Annotated in this window: 9 protein-coding genes and 2 tRNA genes; 5 read left to right on the plus strand and 6 right to left on the minus strand. The window is 71.3% G+C overall.

Annotated features, from left to right (window positions below; genetic code table 11):
- The first annotated feature begins 5 nt into the window (after window positions 1-5).
- The 4 genes from kdpC (at window position 6) to QDS12_RS02405 (ending at window position 4,085) form a co-directional block, all read left to right on the plus strand.
- Window positions 6-605 carry a potassium-transporting ATPase subunit KdpC gene (kdpC, locus tag QDS12_RS02390; protein WP_279876613.1) on the plus strand — a complete coding sequence of 200 codons (600 nt, stop codon included), beginning with the start codon at window positions 6-8 and terminating at the stop codon, window positions 603-605.
- A gap of 125 nt (window positions 606-730) precedes the next feature.
- Entirely contained in the window at window positions 731-3,253 is a 2,523-nt protein-coding gene (locus QDS12_RS02395; protein ID WP_279876614.1) for a DUF4118 domain-containing protein, read from the plus strand.
- Window positions 3,250-3,927 carry a response regulator gene (locus QDS12_RS02400; RefSeq protein ID WP_279876615.1) on the plus strand — a complete coding sequence of 226 codons (678 nt, stop codon included), beginning with the start codon at window positions 3,250-3,252 and terminating at the stop codon, window positions 3,925-3,927. Before QDS12_RS02395 ends, QDS12_RS02400 begins: the two co-directional genes overlap by 4 nt.
- A 64-nt stretch (window positions 3,928-3,991) precedes the next feature.
- Window positions 3,992-4,085, plus strand: a tRNA-Ser gene (locus tag QDS12_RS02405).
- Between the two features lie 461 nt (window positions 4,086-4,546).
- Here the strand turns inward: QDS12_RS02405 and QDS12_RS02410 are convergent.
- Window positions 4,547-5,554: a LuxR family transcriptional regulator gene (locus QDS12_RS02410; protein WP_279876616.1), complete on the minus strand. Its 1,008-nt coding sequence runs from the start codon at window positions 5,552-5,554 to the stop codon at window positions 4,547-4,549.
- 130 nt (window positions 5,555-5,684) lie between these two features.
- On the opposite strand from QDS12_RS02410, the gene QDS12_RS02415 reads away from it, so the two are divergent.
- Window positions 5,685-5,757: transfer RNA gene (locus QDS12_RS02415), tRNA-Arg, on the plus strand.
- Between the two features lie 48 nt (window positions 5,758-5,805).
- On the opposite strand, the gene QDS12_RS02420 is transcribed toward QDS12_RS02415, so the two are convergent.
- The 5 genes from QDS12_RS02420 to QDS12_RS02440 are packed head-to-tail and all read right to left on the minus strand — an operon-like array spanning window position 5,806 to window position 12,464.
- On the minus strand, window positions 5,806-7,683 hold the full coding sequence (locus tag QDS12_RS02420) for a Na+/H+ antiporter NhaA (RefSeq protein WP_279876617.1): 1,878 nt from the start codon (window positions 7,681-7,683) through the stop codon (window positions 5,806-5,808).
- 25 nt (window positions 7,684-7,708) lie between these two features.
- Window positions 7,709-8,896 (minus strand): acyl-CoA dehydrogenase family protein, encoded by a 1,188-nt coding sequence (locus QDS12_RS02425; RefSeq protein ID WP_279876618.1) that lies wholly within the window; start codon window positions 8,894-8,896, stop codon window positions 7,709-7,711.
- 25 nt (window positions 8,897-8,921) lie between these two features.
- Window positions 8,922-9,869, minus strand: a complete 948-nt coding sequence (locus QDS12_RS02430; RefSeq protein ID WP_279876619.1) for a 3-carboxyethylcatechol 2,3-dioxygenase — start codon at window positions 9,867-9,869, stop codon at window positions 8,922-8,924.
- Window positions 9,866-11,590 carry a bifunctional 3-(3-hydroxy-phenyl)propionate/3-hydroxycinnamic acid hydroxylase gene (locus QDS12_RS02435; RefSeq protein WP_279876620.1) on the minus strand — a complete coding sequence of 575 codons (1,725 nt, stop codon included), beginning with the start codon at window positions 11,588-11,590 and terminating at the stop codon, window positions 9,866-9,868. The genes QDS12_RS02430 and QDS12_RS02435 overlap by 4 nt, the downstream gene beginning before the upstream one ends.
- A 13-nt stretch (window positions 11,591-11,603) precedes the next feature.
- Window positions 11,604-12,464 (minus strand): alpha/beta hydrolase, encoded by an 861-nt coding sequence (locus tag QDS12_RS02440; protein ID WP_279876621.1) that lies wholly within the window; start codon window positions 12,462-12,464, stop codon window positions 11,604-11,606.
- Between the last annotated feature and the right edge of the window lie 87 nt (window positions 12,465-12,551).

A 12,551-nucleotide genomic window follows, 5' to 3' on the forward strand; every position in this document is an offset into this window, starting at 1 on the left:
CTCCCATGACCACCCCTGTCCTTCCCGCCTTCCGCCACGGCTGGGCCGGCCTCCGGATGATCCTCGTGATGACGGTGATCCTCGGGCTCGCCTACCCGCTCGCGATGACCGGCTTCGCCTGGATCGCCTTTCCCGGCAAGGCCGACGGCTCGCTCGTGAGCCGCGACGGCAGCGACGTCGGCTCCGCGCTGATCGGCCAGTCCTTCACCGGCAGGCCCGACTACTTCCAGGGCCGCCCGTCCGCCGCCGGCGACGGCTACGACCCGCTGGCGTCGTCGGCCTCCAACCTCGGCCCGACCAGTCCGGTGCTCCTCGCGGACGTCGACCAGCGCCGCGCCGCCGTGGCGAGGCTCGACGGGACGCCTGCGACCGAGGTCGCCCCCGACGCGGTCACCGCCAGCGGGTCGGGTCTCGACCCCGACATCAGCCCCGCCTACGCCGCCCAGCAGGTCGACCGCGTCGCTGCCGCGCGCCACCTCGACCCGGCCGTCGTACGTCGGCTGGTGGAGGAGAACACGGACGGCCGCCAGCTCGGGTTCCTCGGTGAGCCGCGGGTCAATGTCTTGATGCTCAACCTGGCGTTGGACGGGGCGGGCGGCCGGTGACTGTTCGTCGAGGTATGCAGGGAACTGCGCACTCCCCGGGCGGAGTTCCGCGTGGGAAGTGACCACTCGGCTGCATACCTCGACGAACAGCCGGTAGCAGCCCCCCACGGTGACAGGATTGCCCCGTGACGAAGGGACGGCTGCGGGTCTACCTCGGTGCCGCTCCCGGCGTCGGCAAGACCTACGCGATGCTCGGCGAGGCCAGGCGCCGCGCCGACCGGGGCACCGACGTGGTCGTCGGCTTCGTCGAGACGCACGGGCGCAAGCACACCGCCGACATGCTCAGCGGCCTCGAGGTGGTGCCGCGGCGGACGGTTCCCTACCGCGGCACCACCCTCGAGGAGATGGACGTCGACGCGGTGCTGCGTCGTCGGCCACGCGTCGCGTTGGTCGACGAGCTCGCGCACACGAACGCACCCGGCGTCCGCAACGAGAAGCGCTGGCGTGACGTCGAGGAGCTGCTCGACGCGGGGATCGACGTCATCACGACGGTCAACATCCAGCACCTCGAGTCCGTCAACGACGTCGTCGAGAAGATCACCGGCGTCCCCCAGCGGGAGACGGTGCCGGACGCCGTCGTACGCGCCGCCGATCAGGTCGAGCTGGTCGACATGTCGGCGGAGGCGCTGCGTCGCCGGCTGGCGCACGGCAACGTCTACGCGCCCGACAAGGTCGATGCGGCGCTCTCCAACTACTTCCGGGCGGGGAACCTGACGGCACTGCGGGAGCTGGCCCTGCTGTGGGTGGCCGACCGGGTGGACGACGCGCTGCAGGACTACCGGCAGCAGCACGACATCAGCGGCACCTGGGAGGCCCGAGAGCGGGTGGTCGTCGCGCTCAGCGGCGGCCCGGAGGGCGAGCACCTCATCAGACGAGCCGCACGCATCGCGGCGCGGTCGGGAGCGGGCGACCTGCTGGCGCTCCACATCAGCCGCTCCGACGGCCTCACCGGCGCAGACCCCGCGCACCTGAGCGCGCAGCGCCGGCTGGTGGAGTCGCTCGGTGGCAGCTTCCACCAGGTGCTGGGCGACGACGTGCCGGAGGCGCTGCTCGCGTTCGCGCGCGCCGAGAACGCCACCCAGCTGGTCCTCGGGGACAGCCGGCGACCGCGCTGGCAGACCCTGTTGAGCGGAACCGGAATCGGCAGCCAGACGATCAGACGCTCCGGCGACATCGACGTCCACATCGTGACGCACGCCCACGTCGGCCGCGGGCGGCTGCTACCCGATTCGCGGGGCAGCCTCAGCGGTCCGCGCCGCGCCCGCGGCTACCTGCTCGCCGTCGTCCTGCCGCTGGCGCTCAGCGGCCTTCTGACGCTCGTCGACGACCTCTTCGAGCTCAACTTCGCGAGCGACATGATGCTCTTCCTCATCGTCGTCGTCGGGGTCGCGCTCGTGGGCGGCCTCGGCCCGGCGCTGGTCGCGGCGCTGTTCGGCTCGATGCTGCTCAACTACTTCTTCACACCGCCGCTCTACGCGCTGACGATCCAGAGCAGGAACAACGCGCTCGCGCTGGTGGCCTACATCCTCGTGGGACTCATGGTCTCGTCGGTGGTCGACGTCGCGGCCCGGCGTACGCGCGAGGCGGCGCGGGCCGTCGCTGAGTCGCACGTGCTCGCCAACCTCGCCGCGACGCCCATCGTCGGGCGCCAGGCGCTCGACGACATGTTGGAGCGGTTCCGCGAGACCTTCAGCCTCGACTCGGTGGCCCTCCTCGAGGAGGACCAGGGCGGTCGCCGGCTGGTCGGGGCGGCCGGCACGTCCGCGGCGCGTACGCCGGACGAGGCCGACCAGCTCATCGAGGCCACCGACACGGCGGTGCTCGCGCTCCGAGGACAGCCGCTCACCGACTCCGACCAGCGCATCGCACAGGTCTTCGCGGCGCGGACCGGACAAGCGATCGAGCAGATCCGCCTCGCTCGCGCGGCTGCCGAGGCCGCCCCGCTCGCCGAGGCCAACCGCGTCCGCACGGCCCTGCTCGCCGCCGTCGGCCACGACCTCCGCACGCCGCTCGCGACGGCCAAGGCTGTGGTCTCGGGCCTGCGGAGTCCCGATGTCGAGATCGCGCCGCACGACCGGGCCGAACTGCTGGAGACGGCCGACATCGCCCTCGACCGGCTCTCCGGGCTGGTCGACAACCTGCTCGACATGAGCCGCCTGCAGGTGGGGGCGATGCCGGTGCACCTGCGCCGGATCGCGGTCGAGGAGGTCCTCACCCGGGCGCTCGACGACCTGGGCGTCTCGCCGCGGTCGGTCGTGCTCGAGCTCGCCGAGGGACTGCCGCCGGTCCTGGTCGATCCGGGGCTGCTCGAGCGCGTCATCGTCAACCTGGTCTCCAACGCCCAGCGGTACGCGCCACCCGGCGCCCCGCCCCTGGTCGGCGGCAGCAGCGTGCCGGGACGGGTCGAGCTGCGCGTGGTCGACACCGGGCCGGGGATCCCGTCCAGCGAGCTGGAGAGCGTCTTCCTGCCGTTCCAGAGGCTGGGCGACACGGACACGACGACGGGCGTCGGCCTCGGCCTCGCCGTGTCGCGCGGCCTCGTCGAGGCGATGGGTGGCACCCTCGAGCCCGAAGAGACGCCCGGAGGTGGGTTGACCATGGTGGTGTCGCTGCCGACGGACGCGACGTCGGGGGAGGGGGCGACATGACCCGGGTCCTCGTCGTCGACGACGAGCCGCAGATCCTGCGGGCTCTGGCCATCAACCTGCGCGCCCGCGGCTACGAGGTGACGACCGCCGGAGACGGCGCCGAGGCGTTGGCCGCGGTAGGGGCCCAGCCTCCGGACGTCGTCGTGCTCGACCTCGGCCTGCCCGACATGGACGGAGTCGCCGTCATCGAAGGACTGCGGGACTGGTCGAAGGTGCCGATCCTCGTCCTGTCGGGTCGCTCGGACAGCGCCGACAAGGTCGACGCCCTGGACGCCGGTGCCGACGACTACGTGACGAAGCCGTTCGGGATGGACGAGCTGCTCGCCCGGCTGCGGGCGATGGTGCGGCGCAACGCGCCGGACGACCCCGAGGAGTCGGCCGTCGCCTTCGGCGACGCCGTCGTGGACCTCGCGGCGAAGAGGGTCACGGTCGCGGGGGTGGAGGTACGGCTCACCCCGACCGAGTGGCACCTCCTCGAGGTGCTGGTGCGGCGTCCCGGTCGTCTCCTGAGCCAGAAACAGCTGCTCACCGAGGTCTGGGGACCCGGCTACGAGACCGCGCAGGGCAACCTGCGGCTCTACATGGCCCAGCTGCGGCGCAAGCTGGAGCCGGATCCGGCCCGCCCGCGCTACTTCCGCAACGAGCCCGGAATGGGGTACCGGTTCGAGCCGTAGGGCTCCTGACGACAGCGATTGGCCGCGCGCGGTCGGTGCCTTGTAACGTGTCCCACGCTGTCGGGGAGGCGTCGCCTAGTCAGGTCTATGGCGCCCGCCTGCTAAGCGGGTTTGGGGCTACAACCCCATCGAGGGTTCAAATCCCTCCGCCTCCGCCAGCTGGATGTCTTGCTGGCATCTGCGAAGGCCCGGATCCGCGGAGCGGATCCGGGCCTTCTGCCTTACCGTGGAGGGGACGTCCAGCGAACCCAGCACCAGGTTGCAACTTTATGCAGTGCAACTTTTTGAGGGACTAAGGTCCTGCATGGTTTGCGTCGGGCCCGGGGAGACTTGGGCCGACGAAGGCGTCTCGGGCCCGCCCCCCAGCATGACAAGGACACAACCATGAAGTTTGTTCGCAAGATCGGTGTTGTCGCGGCTGCTTGCGCCGTCAGCTTCGGCCTCCTGGGCATCTCCGCCCCCGCGCACGCCGACCTGACCTGGGGCCTGTCGGTCCGGAAGTGACGAACGAGGACTTGCACGGCGCCCGCACCAACCCCCTCTAGCGGGCGCCGGAAGCAGACGACGAAGGCAGTGACCTCAGGGTCACTGCCTTCGTCGTCTTGATGAGCCGTGGGGCTCAGTCCTCCGACGCCTCGTCGGCGGCGCTGACGCCGAGCTTCCCGAGCGTGTAGCCGAGCTGGAACCGGGTCTCGGCGTCGAACTCCTCCTTCAGGTCCGCCACGTAGCCGGCGTAGGTGCGAGGGCTGACGCCCAGCCGCTTCGCCGACACCGGGTCGGAGTGGCCCTCGATCAGCATCCGCATGGTCATCGCGCGTTGCTCCCGGGCGATGTGGCGCATGACAGTGGCATCCCGTGCCGTGAAAGGACGGGCCCGCTCCCAGGAGCGCATGAACACGTCGACGAGGTAGCCCACCACCGTCGGCTCGCGGACGGCGAGCGCGACCTGGATCCCTTCCGGAGAGGGGATCACGGCGACGCGCCGGTCGACGATGATCATCCGGTTGAAGAACTCGTCGAGTGTGCGGACCTCGCCACCGAGCTCGGTCACCGCGCCGACGTACTCCCGCGTGGCGGTGCTGCGGCGGGCGCTGTGCTGGTAGAGCGTCAGCAACCGCACTCCGCGACTCAGCAAGGTGCGCTCGATCTCGGTGGCCTCCTCGAGTGCCTCGCCGGTCTCGCGCCGCTCCTGGGGCTGGGCGGTGAGCAGCTCCTCCTGAGCCTCCGACCCCAGGCTGACGATGTAGGCCGGGATGTTCTTGCCGCGCAGGTAGGTGAAGGGGCCGCGATCCTCGGCGACCGCTGACTTGCGCCAGGCCTGAGAGAGGATGCCGAAGTGCTGCGCCCAGTGGGACGACTCCTCCAGGAGTCGGGAGCCCTCCGTGCTCAGCGGAGTCACGACGCGGGACTGGACGCCCGTCGGGTCCTCGGGGATCCATCGGTTGACCTCGTCGTCGAAATGGACGAGGCCCATGCCGACAAGCAGGTCGAAGGCGGCGCGCTGCGCCGAGCCCTCTGCGACGCGCTCGTCCTCGGGAGCGAGTCCTCCCTCCGCGGCGAGCGCCTCGTAGAGCGGAATCGACTCGCTCTCGAACAGCGCACGCTCGTCCGCGCCGTACCCGCTCAACCCATCGCCCCTTCCCGACGTGAGGGATCCTTCCACAACGGTTGGTGCGTCCGCCCTGCTCTCCTGGCGATTTCGGTATCGCTCAGAGCGTCCGCTATCCTCAACCAGTCTTGTGCGCAGCACAGGGCATGCGCCCGTAGCTCAACGGATAGAGCATCTGACTACGGATCAGAAGGTTTGGGGTTCGAATCCCTACGGGCGCGCAGACGGCGAAGGCCCGGGTCACCGACCCGGGCCTTCGCCACTTCCGCTCAGCCGCTGGTCTCGATCAGCGCTCGGGCCCGCGCGTCGGCGATGGCCGCCGACAGCGTCTCCAGGTTGAACGACCCGTGGTGGCGTCGACCGTTGATGAAGAACGTCGGCGTGCCGGCGACGCCCGACATGTCAGCCGACGCCACGTCGCGGGCGATGCGGGCGGCGTGGCGGTGCTCGATCATGTCGTCACGGAACCGGGCGAGGTCGAGGCCGAGCTCACGCGCGTGCTCGAGCAGGTCGTGCGGCTCCAGCCGGTCCTGGTGGTCGAGGAGCCGGTCGTGCATCTCCCAGAAGCGGCCCTGGGCCCCGGCGGCCTCGCTCGCCTCGGCGGCCAGCTGGGCGTGGGGGTGGACGTCGGTGAGCGGCAGGTGCCGCCAGACGTAGCGCAGGTCGGTGTCCTTGAGCAGCTCGCGCACGACCGGCTCGGCGCGGCCGCAGTAGGGGCACTCGAGGTCGCCGTACTCGACGAGCGTGACCTTCGCCGTCTCTGACCCGCGGACGTGGTCGTGCTCGGACCCGACCTCGCAGTAGAGGTCGACGAGCGGGGTCGAGTCGCCCAGCAGGGCGCGGGCCCGGCGCACCTCGGTCATGTGCTTGGTGCGGGCGAAGACGACGACGGAGACGCCCGTGCTGATCACGGCCGCCGTCAGCACGCCCAGCTTGGCCTCGGCGAGCTGGGGCCCTTCGAGCGCCATGTCGGCGACGATGAACGACACGGTGAAGCCGATCCCGGCGAGCGTGCCGCTCCCCACCACGCCGGTCCATCCCACCGCCGGCCGCACCGAGCCGCCGGTCAGCCGCTCGACCAACCACGACGCACCGACGACGCCGATCGGCTTGCCGACGACGTACGCGACGACGATGGCCCAGACGAGGCCGTGGGAGTAGGCCGTGCGCAGGAAGTCGGGGTCGAGGTCGATGCCGGCGTTGGCCAGTGCGAAGAGCGGTACGACGACGTAGCCGCTCCACGGCTGCAGCCCGCTCTGCAGCAGCGCGTTGCCCGAGACGCTGCGCAGCACGCCTGCCTTGGCCGCGAACGCGAGCTCCGCTGTCGGCTGCTCCCGGAACCCCAGGAACAGGGTGCTGGCCTGCTCGAGGTCGTCCCTCGACGGCGCGTACGCCGACGTGGCGAGGCCGACGACGAGGCCCAGGATGATCGGGTCGACGCCGCTCTGCATCAGCGCCACCCAGGCGACACCGAGCAGGAGGACGGGCACGAGGAGGGGCCGGACGGGGGCGAGCCGGCGTACGACGAGGACGAGGGTGAGCGCGACCAGGGCGATGAGCACGGGCCGCAGCTCGACGTCCTCGGTGTAGGCGAGCGTCACCACGACGAGGGCCACCACGTCGTCGACGACGAAGACCGTCACCAGGAAGACCCGCAGCCGCTCGGGCAGACCCCGGCCGACGACGCTGAGCAGGCCGAGGGCGAGCGCGGTGTCGGTCGAGATGACCATTCCCCACGCGTCCGCACCGGTCTGGCCGTGCCGGAGGAGCGCGTAGATGACGGCGGGGACCAGCATCCCGGCCAGCCCCGCGGCGCAGGGGAGCACGAACCGACGGCGCTCACGGAGGTCCCCGAGATCGAACTCGCGGCGCGCCTCCAACCCGACGACCAGGAAGAAGATCGTCATCAGGCCGCTGTTGACCCAGACGCGGAGCGTCTCGCTCAGCTCGTGGCCACCGACCGCGATCCGCAGGTGCGTCGACCAGAACGACTGGTAGCCGTCAGGCGACGCGGTGCACCAGACGAGCGCGACGACGGCCGCTGCGACCAGCACCGCCGCGCCGGAGGACTCGGCGGCGGCGAACGCTTTCAGCGGGGCCGCGACGCGGTTGACCCAACGGGTGGACTCGGGCTCGGCGTAGACCACGGGCACATGGTGCCAGCAACCTGGCTCAGCGTGTCGTGATCGTCCCCTGGTCGGACGCGTCGAGGCTGCGCGAGATGACCATCCGCTGGATCTGGTTGGTGCCCTCGAAGATCTGCATGACCTTCGCCTCGCGCATGTAGCGCTCGACCGGGAAGTCCTTGGTGTAGCCCGCCCCGCCGAGCACCTGGACCGCGTCGGTCGTGACGCGCATGGCGTTGTCGGTGGCGACCAGCTTGGCGACCGACGCCTCGCGGGCGAAGGGCAGACCCGAGTCGCGGAGGTACGCCGCATGCTCCAGCGTCGCCCGGGCCGACTCGATCGCCGCCTCCATGTCGGCGAGCACGAACGCGAGGCCCTGGTGGTCGATGATGCGCTTGCCGAACGTCTCGCGCTGCTGGGCGTAGGCCACCGCCTTGTCCAGCGCGCCCTGGGCGAGACCCGTGGCGACCGCTGCGATGCCGAGCCGGCCCGAGTCGAGGGCGGAGAGAGCGATGCGCAGGCCCTCGCCCTCACCTCCGATCAGCCGGTCCGCGGAGACGCGTACGCCGTCGAGCCGCATCGTCGCGGTGGCGGAGCCCGTCAGCCCCATCTTGCGCTCGGGCGCGTCGGCCGTGAGGCCGGGGGAGTCGGCGGGGACGAGGAAGCAGGAGATGTCCCCGCCCCGCCGCTCCGAGCTCGTCGCGGGGTCGCCGGTGCGGGCCATCACCGTGTAGAAGTCGGCGTGGCCGCCGTGGGTCGTCCACGCCTTCGCGCCGGTCAGCACCCAGTCCTCGCCGTCCCGTACGGCACGCGTGCGCATCGCCGCAGGGTCGGAGCCGGCGTGCGGCTCGGAGAGGCAGTAGGCGCCCAGCAGGTCGCCACCGAGCATCTCCGGCAGCCAGCGCTTGCGCTGCTCGTCGGTGCCGCGAGTGACGAGCGGGTAGCACGACAGCGCGTGCACGCTGACGCCCACGCCGACGCTGGCCCAGACCGCGCCGATCTCCTGGAGGACGCGGAGGTAGTCGGCGTAGGACACGCCTCCGCCGCCGTACTCCTCGCCGTAGGGAAGACCGAGCAGCCCGGTGCGGCCGAGCAGCCGGAAGACGTCGCGGGGAAACGCCTCCTCGGCCTCCGCCTCCGCGGCGCGTGGGGCGAGCTCGTCGGACGCGATCTGGCGCACCAGGCGGAGCAGGTCGGCGGTCTCGTCGCTGGTGACGACGTGGCGTGCGGGCATGCCCCCACGCTAATAGATGGACGTCCTAGGAACTACTGGGCAGGGCGGTCATCACGCCGAAGCCGGCGATGTACTCCCGGATCGGCCGGTAGTAGGACGACGTCACCGCGTAGGGCCCGGACGCCGCGAGCGCCGCGAACGCCGCTACCCATGTGCGGACCTCGTGTGCCGAGTTGCCGGCGTCCCGCGCCATCTGGGCCGGGTCCATCGCGTCGAGGGCGGTGAGGTCGCCGGTGGCGAACGTCGCCATCAGCGCTCGGTCCCACTCGGGGTTGAGGTCCTGGATCGTCGCGGTTCCGGCCGCGAACGCCTTGCCCGCGTCGATGACGTTCTGCTGCCGGGCGTCCCGCGCGGCAGCGGTGGGGTGCCGCCCGTTGAGCAGGAGCGCCCGCTGGGCGTCGTTCGCGGTCGCCCACTGCGGCACCGGCGGGTCGTGCGAGAGGCCGCCCGATCCGATGACGAGGACGCGCTCGTCCTCGAGGCTGGCCAGGAAGGACCCGACGGCTTCGCCGAGGCGGCGTACGCGGGACATCTTCACGAACGGCCGGGCGACCCCGTTGACGAAGACGGGGATGGTCGGGACGGTGTCGATCCCGCCGAGGAGGATCTCCAGCGGCTGGATCGCGCCGTGGTCCACCTCCATCCTGCGCGAGATCGCGATGTCGAGGTCGCGCTCGGCGACCCACTGGGCCAGCTCCTCGGCACGAACGGTGGGGACGTCGAGCGGACCCTCGGCGGTGCCGTAGTCGCCGACGCCGAGCGCCTCGTAGCCGATGCAGAACGGTGGCATCAGGTCGTAGAAGAAGCCGTTGTAGTGGTCGGGCGCGAAGGAGACGACCAGCGTCGGGTCGTAGGCGTGGACGAACGCGCGGGCCGTCGCGAACGCGCTGTCGACCTCGGCCTTCACCTCGGCCGGCGGGTCGTTGAACTCGAGCAGGGGGCTGTGCGACATGCACACGAGGGCGACGCTCATGCGAGCGCTCCTTCCGGGACGGGGGTGGTGAGGGAGCCCGCCGTCACGACGGCGGCCAGCGCCTGCGACGCCTGCTGGGCGAGCGCGGCGGCGGCGACGAACCGGTCCGGTCGCAGGATCACCAGGCCGCAGGCGCGGAGGTCGAACCAGTCCTTGAGCGCCCCGGTCGTGTCGCCGGCGACCGTCACCGGCACGGCTGCGTCGGCGTACTGCTTCTCGGCCCAGGTCCGCTGGGTCTCCGGCATGAAGGACACGAGCGCGATCCGGTGCCGGCGGACCAGCTCGAGGTCGGCGGGCGTGAGGTACGCCGTCGGATCGGTGCCCCACGTCGCGAGGGTCCACCAGTCCCCGCTGACCTCGTCGAGCAGGGCCCCGGTCCGGGCGGCCGTGTTGACCCGCGGCTGGATGAACTGCAGGCCGACGGGTGAGACCGCCCCGGCGGAGTCGACGAACGGCACGAGTCGGCTGCGCTCGAGGCCGGCCTCAGCGGTGCCGGGGGTCAGGGTCGCCTGGTCCACGACCACGCCGGTGGCGTAGCGGGGCATCGGCTTGAACCGGAGCTCGGTGAAGTAGGACTTCCACCTCGGCACGAGGTTGAGCGCCGAGGCGGCCCGGTCGCGCACCCAGCCGCCGAGCGGCCTCATCTTCATGACCGTGCCGGCGGCCATGTTGACGTCGATCATGTCGGCGGCGTGCCGGCGACGCTCCTCGGTGTAGGTGTCGAGGAGCGCCTCGCCGGCGTCGCCGTGAAGCACGGCCGTCAGCTTCCAGGCGAGGTTGGTCGCGTCGCGGATGCCGGAGTTCCAGCCCTGGCCGAGCCAGACCGGCATGAGGTGGGCGGCATCGCCGGCCAGGAAGACGTTGCCCTTCCGGAAGGAGCTCGCCACGCGGCCGTGGTGGGTGAACGTGCGCTGGTTGATGATCCGCAGCGCCGCCGGGTCGGGCACGTGACGCTCGAGCAGGGACCGCATGAAGCCCGCGTCCTCGACCAGCTCGGTCGGCTCGTCGTCGTGCAGCATGAACTCCCACCGGCGGATGCCCTGCGGCAGGCCGATGGAGACGTAGGGCCGGCGGGGGTCGGCACCGAGGTAGACCGACGGCGTCCCGATCGGGTCGTTCTCGACGTCGACCACGACCCAGCGGGTCGAGGGCGACTTGCCCTCGAACTCGACGCCCATCCACTTGCGGGTGAACGAGCTGCCGCCCTCGCAGCCGACGGCGTACCGGCCGGTGACCGTGACCGTGTCGACCACTGCCCCGGTCTCGTCGAGCCGCTCGGCCGTGACGACGACGTGGTCACGGTGGTCCTCGATCCCCACGACGCGGTGGCGGAAGCGCAGCGCGTGGCCGGCGAACCGGCTCAGGCCGGCCGCCAGCTCCTTGTCGACGAGCGGCTGGATGAACCCGTGCTTGCGCGGGTAGCCGAACTCCTCGGTCTTCGGGTCGTTGGTCGCCAGCACCTGGCCTGCACCGTTCACCAGCCGGACGACGTGGTGGGGCACGGTGAAAGGCCGGACCTGTTCCCACAGCCCGGCCGTGCACAGCGTGCGGATGGCCTCGTCGTCGAGCCCGACACCGCGGGGGTAGTCGATCAGCTCGGCGCGCGCCTCGAGCACGATCGCGCGGCGGCCGCGGACGCCCAGGAGGTTGGCGAGGGTGAGCCCGACCGGACCGGCGCCGATGATGACGACGTCGGTGTCGAGGTTCTGCGTGGTGCTCATCGTCATGCCCCGGTCAGTGGTGGCTCAGGAAGTCGACGACGAGCCGGTTGAACTCCTCCGCGTGCTCGATCATCGCCCAGTGCCCGCAGTGGTTGAGGAGCACCGCGCGCGAGTCGGGGATGTTGGCGAGCAACCAGAGGGTGATCTCGAAGTGCAGGACCCGGTCGTCCTTGCCGTGGATGAGCAGAGCGGGCGCCTGGATCCCGGGGATCTTGTCGCGGTCGACCCGGATCGGGATCGGGGCGCCGAGGGGAAGGCCCTCGACGTAGTTCTTCAGGTGGTCGGGACGCGCGGAGGCCGCCTCGGAGCGGGCCCGGGTGAGCTCCGGGGTGGCGAAGCGGGCCTTGTCGTAGGTCATGATCTCGACGAGCGCCTTCATGTTCTCCGGGCTCGGGTCCCGGTAGGCCCTGACGAGGACCTTCAGCCCCTCGCTCGGGCCGTCGCCGGCACCGAAGAGGCTGGTGGCGCCGCGGCCCAGCGAGGCGCCCATCGTCACGAGGTGGGTGATCCGCTCGGGGTGCAGGGTCGCGAACCGGATCGCGGTGTGCGCGCCCATCGAGTTGCCGACGAGCGCCGCCTTCTCGATGCCCAGGACGTCGAGGAGCGCGACGAGGTCCTTGTCGTGGTCCATGTCCTGGGTGGCCACGGCGTCGGAGTCGCCCCACCCGGGCATGTCCGGCGCGATGACGCGGAACCCGGCGTCGGCGATCACGCCGATGTTGCCGGAGAAGTTCGACCACCCGGTCGCGCCGGGACCCGAGCCGTGCAGCAGGACGACCGGCGGCGCGGTCGCACTTCCCGCCTCGTAGTAGCGGAGGTACGTGCCGGAGGGCAGCGTCGTCTCCCGTGCAGCGGATTCCTGGGTGAGGGTCATGGCCGATGCTCCTGTGCGCTATCTGCATGGAGGAGGGCGATAATTACACCCGCCTGTGCAGCATGTGAGCACGCTCACGGGAGCGCT

It is taken from the genome of Nocardioides sp. CER19 (assembly GCF_029846275.1).
Classification (GTDB): domain Bacteria; phylum Actinomycetota; class Actinomycetes; order Propionibacteriales; family Nocardioidaceae; genus Nocardioides.